We start from the raw sequence: 26,049 nt of genomic DNA, 5'->3' as shown, positions 1-26,049 counted from the left end.
CTTTTCAGGAGTTTGGGATTAACTCCCGAATGATCATAGACCTGAATTACAGGCTTGCGGATGTGTTCGGCAACTTGTCAAAAACATTATTCTTTGAATATCAAAATATAGCTGAACTAGCGGAGTACTTCCAGAAAAACCATGCTTCAGCATTGCAAAAGAAACTTGACGGAGGGGAAGAGGTAGAGGAACAACAGGAAGAGGTAGAAGTAAAAGCGGAATCATCGCTTGATGATGCTATTTTTATGGACGAAGCTCCTACTGAAGCTGATACAGATACGGCATCGCAGCGAAGACCAGAAATGGATATTGCTATTGTTGGTGTAGGCTTGAAATATCCTAAGGCCAATACGCAGGATGAGTTCTGGAAAATGCTGGAAGAAGGACAAGATTGCGTTACTGAAATACCAGCTGACAGATTTGACTACACCACGCACTTCAATGAAGATAGAATGAGCGGATTGCTTTATTCTAAATGGGGAAGTTTTATTGACGATGTAGATAAATTTGATCCGCAATTTTTCAATATTTCACCTTTAGAGGCTGAAAAAATTGATCCGCAGGAAAGGTTATTCCTGCAGGTGGTATATGAAACACTAGAAGATGCAGGCTTAACAAAAGATGAAATAGCTGCAAAAACTAAGAAAGTAGGTGTTTTTGTAGGGGCACTTTGGCAGCCTTACATCAATACAGGAGTGGAGCAAACATTAATGGGCAACCCCATTGCGCCAAGTGGTTTGCTGTACAGTATTCCTAATCGCGTTTCTTATTTCTTCAATTGGAATGGGCCAAGTGTGGCCATTGATACAGCGTGTAGTTCTTCACTCACTGCTATTCACTATGCTTGCGAAAGCATCAGAAGTGGTGAGTCTGATAGTTGTATTGCCGGAGGAGTAAACCTTTCACTGTCATTAAGTAAATATTTATTCTTAAGTCAAAATAACTTCTTGTCTACCGATGGTAGGTGCAGGAGTTTTGGTATTGGAGATGGTTACGTTCCGGGTGAAGGTATTGGAGCTGTTTTATTAAAACCATTATCGCAAGCTATTGCTGATGGAGATCAGATTTATGGTGTAATTAAAGGAACAGCCGTAAACCATGGTGGAAAAACTAATGGTTATACAGTTCCTAACCCTAACATGCAGGGTGAACTGATTCATTCAGTTTTAGAAAAAACTAAAATTGATGCCAGAACCATCTCATATGTAGAGGCTCACGGAACAGGCACTTCATTGGGTGACCCGATAGAAATTACGGGACTCAATAAGGCATTTAGTGCACATACCGATGAGAAGCAATTCTGCGCAATAGGCTCACTTAAGTCCAATATCGGACATTTGGAGGCTTCGGCAGGTATAGCAGGATTAACTAAAATATTAATACAAATGAAAAGAAAGGCATTGGTGCCTTCTATTCATTCTGATACATTAAATCCAAATATCGATTTTGGTGAGTCACCATTCTTTGTATCACAAAAAGTGGCAGACTGGAAAAGACCTGTTGTAGATAACAAAGAGCAACCATTACGAGCAATGCTTAGCTCTTTTGGTGCTGGAGGTAGCAATGCTCATCTTATAGTAGAGGAATATCGTAAGCCAGAGAAAAAGAGTTATAGTTCTTCAGCTCCTGCGGTGGTTGTGCTTTCTGCTATTAGCCAAGAACGATTAAAGGCGCAGGCCGAAAAGCTGCAAGCATTTATTGCGGCTCATACTGATCTTGATCTGCACGATGTTGCATTTACACTTCAGGTTGGTAGGGAAGCAATGGAGGAGCGATTGGCCTTTATGGCATCTTCTATAGCGGAGTTGCATCAAAAACTTGCTGCATTTATAGCCGGTGATACCACAAGTGTTTATAGAGGTAACAGTAAGCAAAAGGCGCAGGAACTTATGCTTAAAGGGGATGCAGGGAAGGCATACATTAAACAAGTATTGGCATCTAAGGAGTTAGATGCCTTAGCCCAAATTTGGGTGAAAGGTGTTAAAATAGATTGGCATGTACTTTATGAAAATGGACAGCCCAATCGGATATCTTTACCTGCTTATGCGTTTGCAAAAGACCGTTATTGGATTGATGAAGTAGATGCCTCGCTCACTACATCGGGGGTAAGTCACATCCATCCGTTGGTGCAGCAAAATGATTCTGATTTTACTGAGCAGAAGTTTACCAGTGTATTTACTGGGAAAGAAATATTTCTGGATGACCACAGAGTAAATCATCAGTCAGTATTGCCAGGGGTGGCATACCTAGAGCTTGCCAGAAAAGCGGGTGCTTTGAGTACACGTGAGCAGGTAACTCAACTTAAAAATGTAACGTGGTTATCACCTATTACCATTGCCGATCTGCCCAAAAACATAGCTGTGAGCTTATTTGGTGATGAAAGTAATATAGAATTTGAAATCTACAATGCTGATAATGAAGAGCTCATTCACAGCACGGGTAGTTTAAAAATAGATAAGCATGCGGTTCAACCATCGCTAGATATTCAGGCGTTACAGCGCAATGCTACTAAAAGGATTGAAGGAGCAGAAATCTATAAAGCGTTTGATGCCAAAGGATTGAACCTAGGAAAAAGCTACCAAGGTGTTAAACAAATATATGTAGGTGCAGGCGGTGCTTTATCTAAAATTGAGCTTCAAGGGGTGGATGGCTTTATGTATAGTCCGGGCATATTAGATAGTATACTGCATACTTTTTATGGCCTGATGGCTTATGAAAGTCAGCCTTATGAGTTGGTGCTTCCTTATTTTGTTAGTGAAGTTGACTTTTATGCAGGTTTAAGTGAAGCAAAAGAGCTTTGGGCACATGCAGTGAAGACTTCTTCAGGCAAAGTGACCAACTATGATTTTACCTTAGCCAATGAGCGAGGTGAGGTTTTAGTGGCTTTTAAAGACTTTGTATTCCTTCCATTAAATAAAATGAATGCTACAAATGGAGAGGTAAAAGGAGCTTCTACCATTTTATATAATTATGACTGGCAGCCAGCTCAAGCCGATGCAAGTTATAATTATGATGAAGCGGCTAGTCACCTTGTATTATTGGCCGGAGGTTCGCCTGAGTTGGCAGACCAGCTGCAGCAAGAATTAGAAGTAGCTGTTGAAGCCATCAGTTTTGTGGATGAAGCTACGTATTTTATGCAGGTACTGGAGGCTGTGAAAAATGCTCAAGCTACGAAGCAGAAAACCCATATTGTAGTAGTTCATCAAAATGCAGATAGCTTAGAATACGATTTTGTACAAGGCTTATTTAAGACGGCTACGCATGAAACGCCTCAGGTTACGGGTAAAGTATTAGGCGTAGAAAGCCTTTCATTAGTGGCATCAGATGCTTTATCTGAGTTGCTAGAAAAAGAACTTTACACACAAGAAGTAACCGTAAGGTATATCAATGGAGTAAGGGAATCTAAGTCCATTGCTAAAATAGACACTGCTGCATCAACCTCAGCAATAAAAGAAGGCGGAGTTTATCTGATTACCGGAGGTGCAGGAGGCCTAGGGCTCATCTTCGCTAACTACATCAATAAAACGGCCAATACGCAACTAATATTGACTGGTAGAAGTGAGTTGAGTGCTGAGAAAAAAGAGGCTATGGCTCACCTGAATCATGCCGAATATGTGGTTTGTGATGTGACGATGCCGGAAGCGGTTGAAGCTTTAATTGATGAAATAAAATCAAAATATCATAAGATTGACGGGGTCATTCATAGTGCAGGCATACTTAGAGATAGCCTGATGATGAATAAAAAGCCCGAAGATGTTCAGGCAGTATTCTCGTCAAAAATAGAAGGTACCAAAAATCTGGATGAAGCTACCAAGGCTGAAAATCTCGATTTTATCCTATTATGCTCTTCTATAGTAAGTGTTATGGGCAATATGGGGCAGAGCGATTATGCTGCTGCTAATGCTTACTTAGATAGTTTTGCTGCGCATAGAATGGCTTTAGTGGCCGAGGGCAAGAGGTTTGGTAAAATATTAAGTATCAACTGGCCGCTTTGGAAAGAAGGAGGTATGCAGGTGGATGCTGCTGCCGAAAAATACATGGAGCAGCAGTGGGGACTTTCTCCTTTACCTACCAAGGAAGGTATTGCTGGTATGGAAAGTTTACTGTCTACAGACCAGACTCAAGGTATTGTAGGTTATGGTAAAAAGCATAAACTAGGTGACTTTGCAGAAGAGGTAGTAGAGATAAAAGCGCCAAAAGTGCAGGTAGTGGCTGCAAGCGGATTGACCGAGAAGGTAGAAGCAAAAGTAAGCGAAATAGTGATGCAGCTGCTTAAGCTTAGTAGCAGTATGGTGCAGCGCGATAAGGAGTTTGGAGATTATGGTTTTGAGTCCGTTTCTTTCACTCGTTTTGCACAGGCTTTGAGTAGTGCTTATGGCATTGAGGTGATGCCAACGGTATTCTTCAATTATCCTTCTATTCAAGAATTATCGGCTTACCTCACTGAAGAGTATAATGATAAAATAAGTCAGTTACATGGAGGCTCAGTGACAGCTACTGTTGCTGAAAGTAGCTATGTTGAAGAAGTAGATGCTGTAGTAGAGCAGCCGGTAAGTAGAAGAAAGCGCAGGAAGTTGAACGTTCAGCATGCTGTAGTTAACACCACTTCGCATCAGCAAAAGGAGCCTGTAGCTATCGTTGGTATTAGTGGTAGATTCCCAGGTTCTCCTGATTTAGAATCTTTCTGGAATAACCTAAAAGACAATCAAGATTTAATTACAGAAATTCCATCAGACCGATGGGATTGGAAAAAATATTATGGTGATCCACTAACCGATGGCAATAAAACAAAGGCCAAATGGGGTGGATTTATAAGCGATATCGATAAGTTCGATCCGTTATTCTTTGGCATTTCACCAAGAGAGGCTGAGTTAATGGATCCGCAACAGCGAATTGCATTAGAAGCTGTACATCAGGCATTAGAAGATGCTGGTGCAGCGGCTAAAGTTAAAGGTTCTAATACCGGTGTTTTCATGGGGGTTTCCACCTTCGATTACATGGCTTTATTAAATGAACAAAACTCATTGGCAGGTCAGGGACATTATGCTACAGGTATAGTTCATTCAGTATTAGCCAATAGAATTTCCTACTTGCTGGATGCGCACGGCCCTAGTGAGCCGATAGATACCGCTTGTTCGAGCTCGTTAATAGCGATCCACCGAGCGGTAGAAAATATTCAAAGTGGACATTGTGATATGGCCATTGCGGGTGGTGTAAATGCATTACTTTCTCCTGAGTTGACGTTAAGCTTTAGTCAGGCCGGAATGCTCAGCCAAGATGGAAGATGTAAAACTTTCGATCAGAGTGCCAACGGCTATGTGCGTGGTGAGGGAGTTGGAGTGATAGTGATGAAACCATTGAGCCAAGCAGAGGCAGATGGCGATCATATTTATGGTGTAATCAAAGGAACAGCAGAGAACCACGGTGGTAAAGCGAATACCATGACATCGCCTAATCCGGTGGCGCAAAAAGAATTATTGTTGAAAGCCTATCGCACAGCAGGTGTTGACCCTAGAGCCATTAGTTACATTGAGGCACATGGTACAGGTACTCCACTTGGTGACCCTATCGAAATCGAAGGGTTAAAAATGGCTTTCAAGGAATTATATAAAGACCATAAGTTAGAGGCGCCTCAGCAACCGTATGTAGGGTTGGGTAGCGTTAAAACTAATATTGGTCATTTAGAAGCAGCAGCCGGTGTAGCTGGCGTAATGAAAGTATTGATGGCTATGCGCCACCAAACTTTACCTGGTAATGTGCACCTCAAAAATCCTAATAGCTATTTAACATTAGACAATACTCCTTTCTACTTAAGAAACGAAACCAGCCATTGGAATCAGATTATTGATCAGCCAAGAGTAGCAGGTATCAGTAGCTTTGGTTTTGGAGGTGCTAACTCACATATTGTCATCGAAGAATATGTGCCTAAAGCTAAGCCGCAGTTCAATAGTGAAGTGCCGGCAATTATCATATTGTCAGCCAAAGACGATGAAAGGCTAAAAGCACAAGCAGCTAACCTTTATCAGTTTATAACTTCCAATGCTACTGCTGAGCTTCATGAAATAGCGTATACACTACAGGCTGGAAGAGAGGCTTATGAAGAAAGGTTGGCTTTTGTAGCGGACAGCACTGAAGCTTTAGAAGAGAAACTTTCAGCATTCATTCAAGGTAACAACGCAGGTATTTTCTATGGTAATATTAAGCATGACAAGGCCGATTTCTTATTAGAAGGTGAGGCGGGCAAGGCTTACATGGAAATAGCGGTGAAAAAGAAAGAGCTTAATTCATTAGCGCAACTTTGGGTGAAGGGCATTGCCATTGACTGGAGTCTGCTGTATGGAGAAGTTAAGCCTGCGAAAGTAAGCTTACCAACTTATCCTTTTGCACGTCAGCGTTATTGGGTGCCACAAGGCAAGCAAACAAGTACAGCATTGGTCGGTGGCATGAGTCAGTTGCATCCACTAGTGCATATCAACAGTTCTGACTTAAAAGAACAAAAATTTACAACCGTATTTAGCGGAGAAGAAATATTCCTTCATGACCATCAGGTGAAGGGCGAAAAAGTACTGCCTGGTGTGGCATACTTGGAGTTGGCCAAAGTAGTAGGAGAACTCAGCACGCAGCAACAAGTAACTCAGTTGAAAAATGTAAGCTGGCTTGCGCCAATTCGTGTGGTGGAAGCTACAGAAGTGACCACTGGTGTATTTGATGATGGCAATAAGATTAATTTTGAAGTGTATGCTACTCGTGGAGGAGAGCAGGTAGTTCATAGTAATGGAAGTATCGGTACCTCTAAACTAGAACAGCCTGAAGGGTTTGATCTGAATATATTGAAATCATCCATGGAAATGGTAATTCCTGGGAATGAGGTTTATCATGCATTCAATAAGCAGGGATTAAATCTTGGTGTTACTTACCAAGGTGTAAAAGAAATAAAGGCAGGAGCTAATGGTGCGTTGTCTCGAATTCAACTCAATGGATTGGAACACTTTACCTACAGCCCTGGTATTTTAGATAGTTTACTCCATACTTTCTATGGTTTACTTACTCACGAGGGTAAAGCTTATCAATTGGCGCTACCATATTTCGTGGGTGAAGTGAATTTCTACCAGCAACTTGATGGACTAAACGAATTTTATGGATACATAAGAAGAAGTGCTTCCAGCAAAGGAAAAATCAGTAATTACGATTTCTTCTTGCTGAATGCTGCCGGAGAAGTGTTGGTGAGCTTTAAGGATTTTGTGGTACTCACGCTTGATGGTATAGCTAAAACCACATTGAGTGCTAATGATGCTTCAACTCACCTCTTCACAAATGGCTGGACTTCTTCAGCTCCCGTAGGCGTATCAAGCCATGCACAGCAGCATGTTTTGTTGGCCGGAGGTACGGTGCAACTTGCAGAGCAGCTACAAGAAATGCTGGAAGTGGAAGTTACAACAGTAGCTCTTACTAACGAAGAAGAGCTGTTCCATCAACTTCATGCTCAAGTGAAGGGTCTAATGGTTTCTCGTGAAGCGGTACACCTTCAGGTAATATTTGAAAATGCGGATCAGCAACATGTAAGCTTCTTAAGTGGTTTACTGAAAAGTGCAGCACAGGAAGCTCCTAAATTCTCTGGGAAGGTAGTTGGTGTAGAGCGCTTGGCGTTATCTGCTGCTGAAGAATTATCAGCGGTTATTTCTAGCGAATTTGATACGCGCGATGCTGAAGTAAAATACGAAACAGGTCAGCGATATATTAAACAGCTTTCTCCTGTTGATATTGATGGTCAATATACCATTAAAGAAAATGGTGTATACATCATTACTGGTGGTATGGGAGGCTTAGGCTTGCTATTCGCCAAGCACTTAGCGCAAACCAATGGCGTAAAGTTAATATTGACTGGCCGTAGTGCGTTGAACGAGGCACGTCAGCAAATTTTAAAGACATTACCTCACGCGGTTTATAAAGTTTGTGATGTAAGCAATGAATCAGCGGTCACAACCTTGATCAATGAGGTGAAAGCTGAATATGGAAAAATAAATGGTGTTATCCACAGCGCAGGAGCTATAAAAGATAGCCTGTTGATGAATAAAACTCATGAAGATATTGCCACTGTTTTATCTCCAAAGATTGCAGGGGTACAGCTTTTGGACGATGCTACACAAAATGAACAGTTAGATTTCATGGTGTATTTCTCTTCCATTGCAGGTATCATGGGCAATATGGGGCAGGCAGATTATGCCGCAGCCAACATGTTCTTGGATAGCTATACAGAGGAAAGGAATCAGAAAGTAAGTGAAGGCAAACGCTATGGACATACTTTAAGCATTAACTGGCCACTTTGGAAGGAAGGCGGTATGCAGGTAGATGAAGCTGCAGAGCAGTTTATGCTCAAAAAATGGGGATTATTGCCATTGCCTTCTGAAATAGGCATAAAATTATTTGAAAGTGCACTCGCAGCCGAGCATAGTCAACTTGTAGTGGCTTATGGCAATGAAGTGAATATTTCAACACAGCACGAGGAACAGTCAGTAGCGCAAAAGTCGATAGCTGTACCACAACAAAAAGCGACAGTTGAAGCCTCAGATATCGAGAAAAAAGTAGAAGCAAAAGTATTGGCCATCGCATCTGATTTATTAAGAATGCCAGCCGGTACTATGAAGAAAGATAAAGAGTTTGGTGAATATGGACTTGATTCTATCTTGCTGTCAAAATTTGCTAACGCTTTAAACGAAACTTATGGTTTGGATTTAATGCCAACTGTGTTTTTCAATTGTCCTACGGCAGCTACACTTACTGCATTCTTATTAGAAGATCACCTAGATGAAGTGAGTAAAGTGCATGCGGCTCCGGTAGTTCAGGCAGCACCGGAAGTGGAAGAAAGTTTTGTTGTTGAAAATAAGGCGCAAGATATAGTGCCTTTACGTTCTGGGCGAAGCAGGTTTGCTGTCAAGCAAAATGAAGAGCCTCAAGCTGCTCCGCAGCAGCAAGCAAAGCAAAGTACTTATAGTGAAGAGCCGATTGCCATTGTAGGAATCAGCGGAAGATTTCCAGGATCACCCGATTTGAAAACCTTCTGGAAAAACCTAAAAGATAATAAAGACCTTATTTCTGAAATACCTGCCGACCGTTGGGACTGGCAAGTGTATGACGGAGACCCTCAAAAAGAAAGGAACAAAACCAGAGCAAAATGGGGCGGTTTCATTTCTGATGTAGATAAATTCGATCCTACTTTCTTTGGTATTACGCCTACGGAAGCCGAATTAATGGATCCGCAACAACGCATAGCCATTGAAGCAGTGTATCGTGCCTTCGAAGATGCAGGTATTGCACCTTCTAAAGTAAGAGGCTCTGACACTGGAATGTTCATAGGAGTAAGTGGATTAGATTATTTTACATTGATAGCTCAGCAAAGTGAGCTGGCAGGTCAAATACATTCTACTACAGGTTCAGTGCATTCGGTACTACCGAATAGAATTTCTTACCTGTTCGATTTACACGGGCCAAGTGAACCAATAGATACTGCATGCAGTAGTTCATTAATAGCCATACACCGTGCCGTTGAAAATATCAGAAATGGTAATTGTGAAATGGCTGTAGCCGGTGGTGTTAATAGCATTTTATCTCCTGAGTTGACATTAAGTTTTAGTCAGGCAGGTATGTTGAGTATTGATGGTCGCTGCAAAACTTTTGACCAGAGTGCTAACGGTTATGTGCGTGGTGAAGGTGTTGGAATGGTAGTGTTGAAACCACTAAGCAAGGCCGAAGCAGATGGAGATCATATTTATGCTGTAGTGAAAGGTACAGCGGAAAATCATGGAGGAAAGGCCAATACCCTAACTTCTCCGAATCCTTTAGCACAACGCGATGTGTTATTGAAGGCATACCGCTCAGCTGGTGTTGATCCTAGAAACATCTCTTATATAGAAGCTCACGGAACAGGTACGCCACTTGGTGATCCTATAGAAGTGGAAGGCTTGAAGCTTGCTTTTAAACAACTGTATAAAGAGCAGCAATTGACCATGCCAGAGGCTCCTTATTGTGGGTTGGGCAGTGTAAAAACCAATATTGGCCATTTAGAAGCTGCTGCTGGTATTGCAGGAGTAATGAAGGTTATTCTTGCTTTACAAGACGAGACCTTGCCGGGGAATGTACACCTGAAGAATCCTAACAGTTATGTGAAAATAGCCAATAGTCCTTTCTACTTGCGTAATGAAACTGGTGAATGGCCGGTGAGCGGACCAGGTGCAAGGGTAGCGGGTATCAGTAGTTTTGGTTTCGGTGGCGCTAACTCCCACATAGTAATAGAAGAATATAAAAAGGAAAAGATAGCTTATACGAGTGATCGTCCTGTGGCTATCGTATTATCTGCTAAAGATAAAGAAGCACTTATTCGTCAGGCCGAAGGACTGGTAGCCTTCGTAGCGCATGGAGAGCATGCTATTTATGATATTGCCTTCACCTTACAAACCGGTCGTGATGAACTGGAAGAGCGTTTAGCATTTACCGTTGCTTCACAGAATGAGCTTGTAGAGAAATTAGAAAAATTCATCAATGGTGATTTATCATCATCTACTGCTTATGTAGAAGAAGGTACAGCTGATGAGTTGAAAGAGCATGAAGCTATACAGCAAGAAATTTCAGAGGCATTAGCAGCTAAAAAGATAGAAAAGCTAGCAGCCTTATGGCTTCAAGGTGCTGAGGTTAACTGGACATTGGCTTATGAAGATGGATTGCCACAGCGAATCAGTATGCCGGGGTATCCATTTGCCAGAGAAAGATATTGGTTGCCAGAAGCGGAAGAATTAGAAGTAAAGGCAGTGAAGAATGTGCTGCACCCTCTAGTGCACACCAATGAATCAGATTTAGAAGAACAAAAATACAAGACCGTATTTAGTGGTAAGGAAATTTTCTTACAAGATCACCAAGTGCGTGAAGTGAAAATATTGCCAGGGGTAGCATACCTGGAGTTGGCACGTGTGGCTGGGCAGTTAAGCAGCAAGGCGCAGGTGACCAAGCTGAGGAATGTAAATTGGCTGGCGCCAATAAGCGTAAATGGACATGATGAGGAGATAGCGGTAAGTGTTTTTGAAGATGGAGGAGCGATAAATTTTGAAGTATATAGCGGTGGAGGAGAAGCTGAAGTGGTACACAGTAGCGGAGCTTTAAGCACTGAAAATATTGAATCTCCAGCAGCCATTGACCTGCATCATTTAAAAAATACTGCAGACCGACAGTTAGATGGGCAAATGATATATGACTCATTTATTGCCAATGGTCTTGATTTGGGTACAAGTTACCGTGGTGTGAAGCAATTGTTTGTAGGCAATGAAAGCTCTCTTTCAAGAATAGACCTTACCGGCCTTCAAGGCTTTACTTACAGTCCTGGTATTTTAGATAGTTTGCTGCACACGGTTTACGGGCTACTGTTTTCGCCTGGCTTTAAATATGTTTTGGCTTTACCATACTATTTGGGCGAGGTAACTTTCTACCAAGACCTTAAAGAAGCTAAGGAGACTTGGGGCTATGCACGTAAGAGTACTTCTGCAAAAAATCATGGCGATAAGGTTCAAAGTTATGATATTGATTTATTGAATGAGCGTGGAGAAGTATTAGTGAGTTTTAAAGATTTTGTGGCGCTTCCGCTTGATGGTAGTCAGAAAAGATATTCGGCAAGTACTTACACTTATGCACATAACTGGACTGAAAAACCTGCAGAAAACGACAATGCCGCTAACAATTTAGTTTTGGTGTTAGCTGGTAAAGCAGCGCAATTTGCCGATAATCTGAAAGATAAAATAGAAGGTAGTATTATTACTACTACCGAAACTGATGAAGAGGCCTTTTTCCATCAGATATTAGACAATAGCAAGTCGTTGTTGACTCAGAAGGAAACCGCTCAATTGATGGTAGTGCACCACCAAAGTGAAGGACAGCATTACAACTTCATTAGTGGTTTGTTGAAATCTATTGCTCAGGAGAATCCAAAAATTAAAGGAAAGGTCATCTCTTTAGATCATCTGAACGCTGAAACATTAGCAGAAGTGGTAGCGAAGGAAGCAGTAGATGCTCAGCCAGAAGTAAAATATATTGCCGGTAATAGATATGTGAAGGAGCTCAACGAGATGTCACTTACTGAAAGTGATAATCTTAGAATTAAAGAAAATGGCGTTTACCTAATTACCGGTGGAGCCGGTGGGTTAGGGCAGTTGTTTGCTGAGCATTTGAGTAATACTGCAGGAGTACAATTGATACTTACTGGTAGAAGTGCACTAACAGAAGAAAAGCTTGCCTTGGAGTATACACTACCTCATGCAGTTTATGAGCAGTGTGATGTCAGTGATGTTAATGCGGTGTATGCTTTAATAGAAAAAATTACGACTAACTACGGAAAATTAGACGGTATTATTCATAGTGCCGGTACTATCAAAGATAGTCTCATTATCAATAAAACAGCAGCAGAAGTACATACTGTAATGAGTGCTAAAATTCAAGGAATTAAAAACCTTGATGAAGCTACACTCGGCATGAAGCTAGATTTTATGGTGCTGTTCTCTTCTATTGCTGCTGTTATGGGCAATATGGGGCAATCAGATTATGCATCAGCCAATAGCTATCTCGATAATTTTGCTGCGTTAAGAAATGCTGACCATAAACGCCATGGAAAAACCATAAGCATCAACTGGCCGCTATGGCAATCTGGTGGTATGCAAGTGGCTGCTGAAAGTGAGCAGTATTTAGAAAGGCAATGGGGACTTTTACCAATGCCTACCGAGGCAGGCTTAAGTTTATTTGACCAAGCTTTGAAAGCCAATGTAGCACAGGTAATAGTTTCTTATGGCAAAGATAGCTTAGCTAACAGATTACGTACCACTAAAAAAGTATCAAAAACGGTAGCCGCTGCAGCTACAGATACTGCTGAATTACAGGAAAAAGTAGCGGCAAAAGTCTTGGACATGGTGAGCAAGCTACTAAAAATTGATGCTCAGAAAATAGATGTTGATAAGGAATTTGGAGAAATAGGATTAGACTCCATGATCCTCACTCGCTTTGCGCAGACGCTCAATGGACATTACGATCTTGACCTGATGCCTACTGCATTCTTTAATTATAATACAGTAAACTCGTTAGCTGCATTTTTGGTGGAAGACCATGAAGCCATCGTGAGTAAAAAGCATCCTTCTTATCACAAGAATAATGTAGTAGAAGAAGCGGAAACAGCAGCAGAGGTGATTCCATCTGCAGAAGTGGAGACTGTGAGTAGAAGGAAAAGAAACAAAACAATTAATTATCATACACAAACCGCTACTGTGGCACCTCAGGCAAAAGGACAACCCGAGCCTGTGGCTATCGTAGGGGTGAGCGGTCGTTTTCCTGGTTCTCCTGATTTAGATACATTCTGGAATAACCTGAAGGAAAACAAAGACCTGATCACTGAAATACCAGCTGATCGTTGGGACTGGCAACAGTTCGATGGTGATCCTCAAAAGGATCGCTTTAAGACCAAAGCGAAATGGGGAGGCTTTATTAGCGATATCGATAAGTTTGATCCATTATTCTTTGGCATTTCACCCGTAGAAGCGGAGCTGATGGATCCACAGCAGCGCATAGCTTTAGAGGCTGTTTATCAGGCTATTGAAGATTCAGGAATTGGTGCTACCAAAATTAAAGGCACCAGCACAGGGGTGTTTATGGGAGTTTCTAGCTCAGACTACACCATGCTGATGAAAAATAAGGTGGAGACCATCAACGAAGCGCAGTTCCCGACCGGAACGGCTCATTCTGTATTGGTTAACCGTATTTCTTACTTATTAGACCTTCGTGGTCCAAGTGAGCCTATCGATACTGCTTGTTCTAGTTCATTGATAGCCATACACAGGGCGGTAGAAAATATTCAGGCGGGGCATTGCACCATGGCGTTGGCCGGAGGTGTAAATGCCATTTTATCTCCTGAGCTTACGTTGAGTTTTAGTCAGGCGGGCATGCTAAGCCAAAATGGCCGATGTAAAACATTTGACCAAAGTGCCAACGGTTATGTACGTGGCGAAGGTGTAGGTGTGCTGTTATTGAAATCATTGTCTCAGGCAGAGGCCGATGGCGATGTTATTTATGGTGTAATAAGAGGTACTGCTGAAAATCATGGTGGTAGAGCTAACACCCTGACATCACCTAATCCAGTAGCACAAAAAGAATTGCTGTTAAAGGCTTACCGTGCTGCGGGTATCGATCCTAGAGACATTTCATACATAGAAGCGCACGGAACAGGAACACCTTTGGGTGACCCTATAGAAGTCGAAGCGCTCAAGCTGACGTTTAAGGAACTATATAAAGATCATCAATTAGCCATGCCACAACAGCCACATGTTGGTTTGGGCAGTGTAAAAACAAATATTGGTCATTTAGAATCAGCGGCTGGTGTAGCCGGTGTTATGAAGGTGTTATTGGCTATGAAACACCAGACGTTGCCTGGCAATGTGCACCTGAATGAGTCGAATCATTATTTGCAATTAGAGGGTTCGCCATTCTATTTATGTCAAGATACGGCAGCATGGACCAATGAGACAGGAAAATCACGCATAGCAGGTATCAGTAGTTTTGGATTTGGAGGAGCCAATGCCCATGTGATTATTGAAGAATACCAGCCTAAGCCTAAAGCGCAATACACTGGTAATTCTACTATGATTATTCCATTGTCAGCCCGAAATGAAGACCGTCTTAAAGCTTCGGCAAGTCAATTGAAATCATACTTGCAAAAGTATGATGTGAATATTGCTCAGCTGGCTTACACACTACAACAAGGTAGAGAAGCCATGGAAGAACGATTGGCTTTAGTGGTGAGCAGTGTTGATGATTTAATCGAACAATTGACACAATATGTAAGTGGTAATACTTCCGGGTTGTTACTTGGTAATATCAAAAAGGATAAAACCGACTTGCTTTTAGAAGGCGGTGCAGGAAAAGCCTATATCAATTATGCTATCGAAAATAAAGAAAGCAAGTCTCTGGCTCAGCTTTGGGTTAAAGGAGTTTCGTTAGATTGGAATTTGCTATATGAAGGCCAAAAACCTTCAAAAATAAGCATCCCAACTTATCCTTTTGCAAGACAGCGCTATTGGGTTCCTGAGTTTGAAAATGCCAAAGCGATACAAATTCAATCTAAAATACACCCATTGTTGCATACCAATGATTCTGATCTTGAAGAGCAGAAGTATGCTAGTATTTATACCGGAGAAGAGATTTTCTTGCAAGACCATGTGGTGCGTAACGAGAAAATTTTACCAGGTGTAGCTTATCTTGAGTTGGCCAGAGTAGCAGGAGCTACAGCGGCTAAGAAAAAGGTCACTCGACTGAAAGGGGTTAGTTGGTTGGCGCCTATTGTAGCTGAGACAAAACCAGCAGAAATTTTTACTGGCTTATATGCTAATGGTCATGCTATAGACTTTGAGGTTTATAGCCAGCAAGGTGAAGATGAGGTGATCCACAGTAGTGGCGCTATCTATACCGATGAAGTAACAGAACCAGCGCCAATAGATTTAGAGGGCTTAAAGGCTAAGGCTTCTGATACGCTTCAGGGTAGCATTATATATGATACTTTCAAAACGGAAGGGCTTCAGTTAGGAAATACTTATCAAGGAGTGCAAAAGTTATATATGAGCAATGGCACTTCATTGTCGAGGATAGACTTGGCGGGACTGAAAGGTTTCATGTATAGCCCAGGCGTTTTTGATAGTTTACTGCATACACTTAGTGGAGTTAATATTGAGAAGCTTCACAATTATAAGCTGGAGTTGCCTTATTACTTAGGTGAAGTAATTTTCTATCACGATTTAAGCCAAGCCAAAGAAACATGGGGTTATGCACGCAAGAGCGATTCGGGTAAAAACCATGGTGAGAAAGTAGAGAGTTACGATATAGACCTTGTGAATGAAAAAGGTGAAATACTGGTGAGCTTCAAAGATTTTGTGGCACTGCCTTTAGATGGCTTCACCAAATCGAAAAACAAATCTGGAGAAACCTTCATCTATAAAAATGAATGGAAGGCTAAAGCAGCATCTCCTTCATTAGCAGAGAACAGGAGTGTGGTGGTATTAGCTGGTGGAGCAGCAGCACTGGCCGATCAGCTACAGGAGCGTTTGGAAATAGAAGTGATAGCCATTACTGCGGCTGATGAAGAAAGTTTCTTCAATACTTTACTGGAAAACACGAAAGCTATACTTGCTGGAAAAGAAGCCGTACAGCTGATGGTGGTACATAGCCATGCTGATGCACAAGCGTATAACTTCATTAGCGGTTTAATGAAAACGGTTAATCAGGAAAATCCTAAGATGCATGGAAAAGTAATCAGCGTAGAAAGCCTCGGTTTGTCAGAGATAGATCAACTGGCTGAAATACTTGAAAATGAACAACAGGACAAAGAGGCGGAGGTGAAATATGAAGCAGGGGAGAGAACAGTAAAGGCATTAGTAAATACTGTTCTTGATCAGGCCGATGACTTGAGCATTAAGGAAAATGGTGTTTACCTGATTACAGGAGGTGCCGGAGGTTTAGGACAAATATTTGCCGACCATCTGGCAAAAACATCAGGAGTACAACTTGTACTTACCGGTAGAAGTGCGCTGAATGAAGAAAAGGCAGCTTATCTCAAAACTTTACCGCATGCGGTATATGAAGTTTGTGATGTAAGTAATGCTGATGAGGTGAATGTACTCATTGAAAAAATCACGCAGCAATATGGCCAGCTCAATGGAATTATTCACAGTGCAGGCGCTATCCGTGATAGTTTAATCCTGAATAAAACAGCACAAGAAATACATGAAGTGCTTAATGCTAAAATAGAAGGGGTTAAAAACCTGGATACAGCAACGGCACATCTTCAGCTTGATTTCATGGTGCTTTTCTCATCCATTGCAGCGGTGATGGGCAATATGGGACAAGCAGATTATGCTTCGGCCAATAGTTATCTGGATCATTTTGCGGCACAACGAAATGCCACAAAAGCGGGTAAAACGATCAGTATCAACTGGCCATTATGGCAATCTGGAGGTATGCAGGTGGCAGCCGCCAGTGAGCAATATTTAGAAAAGCAATGGGGCTTATTACCTATGCCCACAGCAACAGGGCTTCAGCTTTTTGACGATGCCTTGAAATCAACAGCTGCGCAGGTAATAGTTACTTATGGAAAATATAGCTTGGTAGAAAAGCTACAGCCTAAAAAGAAAGTGCAGGCCGAAACGCAAGCACAACCTCAGGCTGGCGGGTTAGTAGAGAAGGTAGAAGATAAATTGTTGGAAATGGTCGGTCAGTTATTGAAGATCGATACTTCCATCATAGAAAAAGATAGTGAATTTGGTGATTATGGACTAGACTCTATCTTACTCACACGTTTGTCGCAAGCATTAAGTAGTTTTTATAATGTAGACTTAATGCCAACCGTATTCTTTAATTATGCTACGGTAAGTGCATTAGCAGCGTATTTAATAGAAGAGCATCCTTCAGAAATGGCAGCCATGCACGGAGCTGCAAACCCTTCTGCTGAACAGGAGGTAGAGGAAATTGCACCACAGGCCATTGAAGCTTCAACTACTAGAAAAACAAGCAGGTCAAGATTTTCACTATCTAATACTGCCGTGAAAGTACAGCCACAAGCTTTACCACAGCAAGAAGATGCTGTAGCTATTGTGGGGATCAGTGGACGTTTCCCTGGTTCTCCTGATGTAGATAGTTTCTGGAAGAACCTTGAAAGCAATAAAGACCTGATCACGGAAATACCGGCTGATCGTTGGGACTGGAAAGCCTTGTACGGTGATCCTCAGATGGATAAAAATAAGACCAAAGCCAAATGGGGCGGTTTTATTAGTGATATTGATAAATTCGATCCGTTGTTTTTTGGCATCACGCCTCGTGAAGCTGAATTGCTCGATCCGCAACAGCGCATTACCCTTGAAGCCGTACATCAGGCATTAGAAGATGCTGGCATTGGTTCGCATGCGGTAAGAGGTACCGATACAGGAGTATTTATTGGCGTTTCTGGTTTAGATTATTCTTCTTTATTATACAATCACCCGGAAACTGCTGGTCATATTCATAATACTACAGGTTCTGCACATAGCGTATTGGTGAATAGAATATCGTATCTATTAGACCTTCACGGGCCTAGTGAACCTATTGATACGGCATGTTCAAGTTCACTAATAGCCATTCACAGAGCGGTAGAAAATATTAAAAATGGCCATTGTACTATGGCTATTGCAGGAGGTGTTAATGCTATTCTTTCTCCAGAGCTAACCCTTAATTTTAGCCAGGCAGGTATGCTTAGTGATGATGGCCGATGCAAAACTTTCGATCAGGGAGCTAACGGTTATGTACGTGGAGAAGGCGTAGGTATTATAGTGCTGAAGTCATTGGCTGAGGCTGAAAAGGATGGAGATGTGATCTATGGCATTATCCGCAGCACAGCAGAGAATCATGGAGGAAAAGCCAACACCCTGACTTCGCCCAACCCAATGGCGCAGAAAGATCTTTTGGTGAAAGCTTACCGTGCGGCAGGCATTCATCCGCGTGATATTTCTTATATAGAAGCACACGGAACAGGAACTCCACTGGGTGATCCTATAGAAGTGGAGGCATTGAAGTTGGCTTTTAAAGAGCTGTATAAAGCGCATGGTGAAGAGATGCCTACCGATGCCTATTGTGGTTTGGGTAGTGTTAAAACAAATATTGGGCACTTAGAAGCTGCGGCAGGAATTGCCGGAGTCATGAAGTTGATTTTGGCGATACAAAACCAAAAAATACCGGGCAATCCACAACTGAAAACGCCAAATGAGTACCTGAAATTAGATAATACACCATTCTTCTTAATGCAGGAGACGCAAGCATGGCAAAGCAACAAGCCACGTATTGCTGGTGTAAGTAGTTTTGGATTTGGTGGTGCTAATGCCCATGTGGTTATTGAAGAATATAAGCCTAAAACAAAAAATACATACCAAAGTACATCACCTGTAATCATACCTATATCTGCTAAAAAGGCGGACAGGTTGACTGAGCAGGTGCAAAACTTATTGAATTACATATCGGCTGAGCCTGAAGTGAATTTGCATCAAATGGCCTACACGCTGCAAGTGGGAAGAGAAACCATGAAGCAAAAGGTAGCATTTGTGGTGCAGTCAGTAGCGGAGCTCAGTAGATTATTAAAAGAATATAGCAACCATGCTGATAAGCAATTATTCACTACAGGAGTAACGAATAATGCAGATGAAGTAAAGGCGGCTGAACAGTGGCTGGCAGGCGAAAAGGTAGATTGGAAAGCGCTCTATAGCCATGGAACGCCTACAAAAATAAAATTGCCAACTTACCCATTTGCCAGAAACAGGTATTGGTTGCCGGAAATTAAAACGCAGGCGAATACGTCCACTTTTATTGAAGTGGAAGAGGCTCCTGCAGCAGAAGTAAAAGTTTCTCAAGAAAAAGAGGTGGTTCATACACCTCAAGTCAATACAGAAGATTGGTTGGTAGAACAATTAATTGAGATTGCTTCGGAAACCATTAAAATTCCGGCTGAAGAATTTGACACAGAAGAGCAGTTTAAAGATTACGGATTTGATTCTGTAATGGGCAATACGCTAGTGCTAAATATCAATCAGGCATTGAATATTAGCATGAAGGCCACTGACCTTTATAGCTATCCAAATATTGAGCAATTAGCGAAATACATCGCTGCCATGTTTGGAGAAGAGATCAGCAAGCTAGTAGAAGTTAGTGAGCCAGAAGAAGTAGTAATGGCTGATAGTAAATCAACAGTAATCACGCCTTTAAAAGAAGAGGTTGCTGCACCAGTAGCGAAAAGAGAAGCTCCAGCAAGTACTGATATTGCCATTGTAGGTATCAGTGGTCAGTTTGGAAAGGCTAATAACCTGGAAGAATACTGGGAAGCACTGCGCGATGGCAAAAGTTTGATAGAAAAGCTTCCTGCAGACCGCTGGACGGACAGCATTAGCGGAAGTAATTATAAAAGCACCGATAAGGTGGTTGACCGATGGGGAAGTTTCCTCAGAGATATTGATAAATTCGATCCATTGTTTTTCAAACTTTCGGGTAGTGAAGCCGAAATGATGGACCCACAGCAGCGTTTGTTCTTAGAGCATTGCTGGAAGGCTATAGAAGATGCAGCCATCAATCCGGAAAAACTTTCTGATGCCAAGTGTGGTGTTTATGTGGGAGTGGCACAAGGTGATTATTTGGGAAGAACAGAAGGAGAGCAAGCGGCAGCCATGTGGGGTAATTCTAATGCTATTTTAGCCTCTAGAATTTCTTATTTACTGAACCTGAAAGGGCCGGCAGTGTCGCTAGATACCGCTTGTAGCAGTTCTTTAGTAGCCATAGATTTGGCTTGCGCCAGTCTACAGCGAGGAGATACGGATGTGGTACTTACCGGAGGGGTAAATATTATCAACTCATTGTATGTATACACCTTAGCAGAAAGAGCTGGAATGCTTTCACCTGATGGACAGTGTTATACTTTTGATGAGCGCGCCAATGGTTTTGTGCCGGGCGAAGGTGTTGGTGTATTCATGATGAAACGATTGGCAGATGCTGAGCGTGATGGTGATCATATCTATGGTGTTATCAAAGGAAGCATGACTAATCAAGATGGTGCTACCAATGGCATAACCGCGCCAAGCGTGCTTTCACAAAAAGCATTGGAGCAAGAAGTTTATGCCAAGTTTAACATCAATCCGGAGACTATAGGTTATGTAGAAGCGCATGGAACAGGCACCAGTCTTGGTGACCCTATCGAGTTTGAGGCGTTGACCGCTTCATTCCGAGCGCATACTGACAAAAAGCAATTCTGTAGCTTGGGCAGTTCTAAAACTAATTTAGGACATGCGCTGGAGGCGGCAGGTTCTGCCGGGTTAATGAAAATATTGCTTTCGTTTAAGTACGGACAATTGCCTCCTACATTGAATTACAAAAAGACGAATCCTCTAATTGAGTTAGAGAATAGTCCTTTTAGAATACAAACACAATTAGAAAGCTGGCCAGCGTCAGCAGTGCCAAGAAGGGCAGCCATAAGTAGTTTCGGCTTTAGTGGTACCAATGCGCATATTGTGGTAGAAGATTATCAGGCAAAAGCGCAAAAGTCATATGATAATAACGGGCCTGTAGCGGTACCATTATCCGCTAAAAGCCAACAGCAGCTTAAAGATCAGGCGAAAAATTTATTGAACTATTTAACAGTTAGACCTGAAGTAGCACTGCAGGATGTAGCCTATACCTTACAAGTAGGTAGGGCTTCTATGGAAGAGCGTTTAGTGATACTCACGGATGCTGTTGCTGACCTTAAAGCACAACTTAATGCATTTATTGCAGGAAATACTGCTGGCTTACTTACTGGAAGCATCCGGAAAAATAAAGCCAAAGCAAGAAAGACAGCGGGCATCCAAGTGGTCAATGCTACTACTTTGGCAGAGCAATGGGTACAGGGGGCAAAAGTAGACTGGCAACCATTATATGTTAATGGTAGTCCTGCAAAATTATCATTGCCTACTTATCCTTTTGCTCGCGAGAGTTATTGGGTAAAGGTAGATGAAAAGGCATTGGGCGGACGAAAACTACATACGCTCCTACATAACAATGATTCTACACTGCATGAGCAAATTTTTAGCAGCACATATACAGGTAAAGAGTTCTTTTTACATGACCACAAGGTAAATGATGAAAAGATTTTCCCTGGAGCAGCTTATTTGGAATTGGCTCGAATGGCAGGAGACAAATCATTAACAGAGAAAGTAACTGTTATAAAAGATGTAGAGTGGCTTGCTCCACTTCATGTAAATGGAAAAGCACGTACGGTACGTGTGGGAGTATACCAAGAAGGTGCTGATTATGAATTTGAAGTTTTCACAGAAAAAGATGGTGAAGAGGAAATCCATAGTAGCGGTAAAATAAGCACGGCACCTATAGATGCAGCTCCTGCTGTCGATATAGAATCACTTAAAAAAGGACTCCATCAGCAAAAGGATGCGAATGCCTGCTACCGTTTATTCCAAAAAATAGGGTTGCAGTATGGCACAACATTCCAAGGTATTCAGCAGGTGAGTTATAATCAGGATAAGGCACTAGCCAAAATTAAACTGACTTCGCCAGCAAATGACTTAGCGTTACCTCCGGGTATTGTAGATAGTGCTTTACAAACGTGTAATGCCATGTTCTTTGATCATAAAGATTTTGGTCTGTCCATACCTTTTAGTGTGGGAGAAGTTAGTGTCTACCAGCCAGTGCCGGAAACGGTGTGGAGTTATGCGCAGCGAGTGAAGGGTGCTGATGACCAAAAGCTGAAGACATTTGATGTATTTATATACAATGAGCAAGGGGAGCTGTGTGTAAGCTTTAAAGATTTTGTGGCTATTGCTATGGCCACTAAAACCAGCGCGCAAAAGGATGGCTTGTCCACTTATTTATACCAAAATAGCTGGGAGGTACAGCCGGTAACGGCACAAAAAACAACGGAAACTTTAGCAGAGCTTTTATTAGTAGGTGGCACACCAGATGTAGCGGAGCACTTACAAGAATCGCTAGAGATGGAGGTTGAAGTCATTAATCCTAGCCATGAAATAGCACTATTCCTTCACATTAAAGAAAAGCTTACTGCCAAAATGCGCGCTAATGAAGCTTGCAAGCTGGTAGTGGTATTTAAAACAGAGGAATATCAAGAATATGGATTTATCAGTGGTCTGTTGAAATCAGCATCACAAGAGAATCCTAAAATTGAAGGTAAAATCATTGCGGTAGAAGATTTGTCTATCGCACATATAGATCAGCTTTCTTCATGGGTAGAAGCCGAATTGACTACCAATGATGTAGAAGTAAAGCTAACAGAGGGTGAGCGAAAGGTGAAAAAACTCGCTCATTTAGCTGAACCACAACCGGCCATTGCTGTGAAGGAAAATGGAGTTTATCTAATAACCGGTGGTGCAGGAGGTTTAGGGAAACTGTTTGCTGAGTACATCAATGAAACAGCAGGCACACAATTGATCCTGACCGGAAGAAGCCCATTAAATGAAAAACGTAAAAATGATATAGCGCACTTGCGAGCAGCATATGTTGCTTGTGATGTGGCAGATGAGGCATCAGTAAAAACGCTGATTGCTGATATCAAACAAAAATACGGTCAGTTGAATGGCATCATTCATAGTGCCGGAGTGATAAGAGATAGCCTATTGGTGAACAAAGCCAATGAGCAAATGCTGGAAGTACTACAGCCAAAAGTGGAGGGTACCAAACATCTTGATACTGCTACAAAAGAGGAAAACTTAGATTTTATGGTGCTCTTCTCTAGTGTAGCAGGTATCGCAGGTAATGCTGGCCAGGCAGATTATGCTTCTGGTAATGCATTTATGGATAACTACGCGGTGTATAGAAATGAGCTGGTAAGCTCAGTGAAACGTAGCGGTAGAACTATCAGTATGAGTTGGCCACTATGGAAAGATGGCGGCATGCATGTGAATGAAGCTACCGAAGCCTTTATGAAAAGCCAGTTCGGGTTTGTGCCAATGCCTAAAGAAGAAGGTGTGGCCATGTTTGAGCAATTGCTTACTACACACAACGGTCATGCGGTAGTGGTGTATGGTACGGAGCAGGTGCCAGTTACTTTCCAGATGGAAGAAGCGAAAACAGTAGAGGTGCAGCAAGCGGCTCCCCAGCCGGCAGCTATGCCTGCGGAGGATTTATCTGAAGACGCTGCCTACTTGTATTTAAGAGGTGTATTGGCAGAAGAATTGAAAATAGCGGAAGATCGCTTAGAAGGAGATGCTCCATTTGAAGAATACGGCATTGATTCTGTGATGATTATGAAGCTGAACAACAGGCTGCAAGACATCTTTGGAAAAGTACCTAGAACATTATTCTTTGAATGTCAGACGTTCAATGAGTTGCTAGCCTATTTCACTAAAAATCATGCGACAACACTTCAACAGCTGACTGGAGGTACTCAAGAGAAAAAAACAGCGGTAGTTACTGAGCCAATCAACAGCAAGGTTACTAACGCTTCTAGAAGAACTAAAAACCAGAAGACTCAGCCAGTTAATGACAAACCGCAAGGTGCGTTTGAGGATATCGCCATTATAGGAATGAGCGGCAGGTACCCTGGTGCTAGAGACTTGAATGAATTCTGGGAAAACCTGAAAGCTGGCGTAGACAGTATTACAGAAATACCTAAAGATCGTTGGGGATTAGAAGGCTTTTATACCCCTGAAAAAGGAGTAGAAGGAAAGAGCTACAGCAAGTGGGGCGGTTTTATGAGCGATATCGATAAGTTTGATCCATTATTCTTTGGCATTTCGCCATTAGAGGCCGAATTGATGGACCCGCAAGAAAGGATGTTCTTACAAACGGTCTATCATACCATGGAAGATGCCGGCTATACCAAAGAGCAGCTCAAAGGTAATGTAACTGATGAGGAGCTGGGAGGTAAAGTAGGCGTGTATGCCGGGGTAATGTACGAAGAGTATCAACTCTTTGGAGCAGAAGAAACCTTAAAAGGCAACCCTTTCGCTACGCTGGCCAACCCTAGTGGAATTGCTAATCGTGTATCTTATTTCTTTAACTTACACGGACCAAGCATGGCAGTAGATACCATGTGTTCTTCTTCACTTACCGCTATTCATTTGGCGTGTAAAGATATTCAATTGGGAGAAACCGATATGGCCATTGCTGGTGGTGTCAACGTAAGTGTACATCCTAATAAATACCGCTTATTAAGCCAAGGTAGATTTGCCAGTAGCAAAGGAAGATGCGAAAGTTTCGGAGAAGGAGGAGAAGGATATGTACCTGGTGAAGGAGTAGGAGCCGTTTTACTGAAGCGTTTGAGTCAGGCTGAAGCCGATGGAGACAGAATTTACGGAGTCATAAAAGGTACTTCGCTTAATCATGGTGGTAAAACAAATGGCTACACGGTGCCTAACCCTAAAGCACAGGCTGCGGTTATCAAAAAGGCGATGGAAAAAGCCGGTGTCAAGCCGCAAGATTTTAGTTACATAGAAGCACATGGCACAGGTACAAGTCTGGGTGACCCTATAGAAATAGCGGGGCTCAATGCGGTGTTTGGAGATTTAAGTGGTCAAAAATGTAAAATTGGATCAGTTAAATCGAACATCGGACATTGTGAGTCTGCTGCCGGAGTGTCTGGCGTAACGAAGGTACTGCTGCAGATGCAGCATCGCCAATTAGTACCTTCATTACATGCCACTGTACTTAACCCCAACATTGATTTTGAAGATACTGCTTTTGTGATCCAGCAGCAGCTGGAAGACTGGCCAGCCACAAATAACCAACCCAGGTTAGCCGGTATCAGCAGCTTCGGAGCTGGAGGTAGTAATGCCCATGTCATTATTCAGGAGTATGTGCCTAAAGTGGCAACCCCAACGTACCATTCGGATATGCCAGCGGTAGTAGTACTTTCTGCAAAAGAAGACGAGCAGCTAATAGATCAAGTAAAACAGTTAAAAGCCTATTTAGAAGAAACGCAAGAGGTAAACCTGCACAATGTAGCCTATACCCTTCAGGTAGGTAGAGAAATGATGGAAGAACGGGTGGCAATAGTAGCTGCTAGTAAGCAGGAGTTAATTAACCAACTAACGAATTACCTCAATGGGAATACCGATGGCCTTTGGATAGGCAGCGGAAAAAAAGCTTTAGACAGTATGCTGAGAGGCAAGGCTGGAGAGGCGTATGTTCAATCTGCATTGGACAATAAAGAGGCTAAAGTATTAGCCGAATTGTGGACTAAAGGAGTAAATATCAGCTGGGCTTCATTATATGAGGGCGCCAAACCTCAGAAGTTGAGCCTGCCGAATTACCCATTTGCTCAGGAAAGATATTGGGTCAAAATCACCGAAGGAGCCGCTATTCCCCAGGCTTCTGTCAATGGTGTACACCCATTATTGAACCATGAAAATGGCCTTAACGGTCATCATGAGTCAAATGGTAAAAACGGCAAAAATGGGCATAATGGTTCTAATGGCCATCATTCCAGCGATGTGTTACACCCTTTATTACACGCAATAAACTAAC

General features: G+C 42.2%; 1 protein-coding gene (only partly in view). It reads left to right on the top strand.

Annotated elements, in window-relative coordinates:
• On the top strand, positions 1-26,048 hold the 3' portion of the coding sequence (locus tag ACXACQ_RS02295; RefSeq protein ID WP_474974303.1) for an SDR family NAD(P)-dependent oxidoreductase. The gene continues 5,347 nt to the left of window position 1, outside the view; 26,048 of the gene's 31,395 nt are visible here — the last part of the coding sequence; its start codon lies off the left edge, out of view; its stop codon occupies positions 26,046-26,048.
• The last annotated feature ends 1 nt before the right edge of the window (position 26,049 follow it).

The sequence above is a fragment of the Fulvivirga sp. AWR4_260 genome, assembly GCF_056158185.1.
This window is presented reverse-complemented; position numbering and strand designations above follow the sequence as displayed.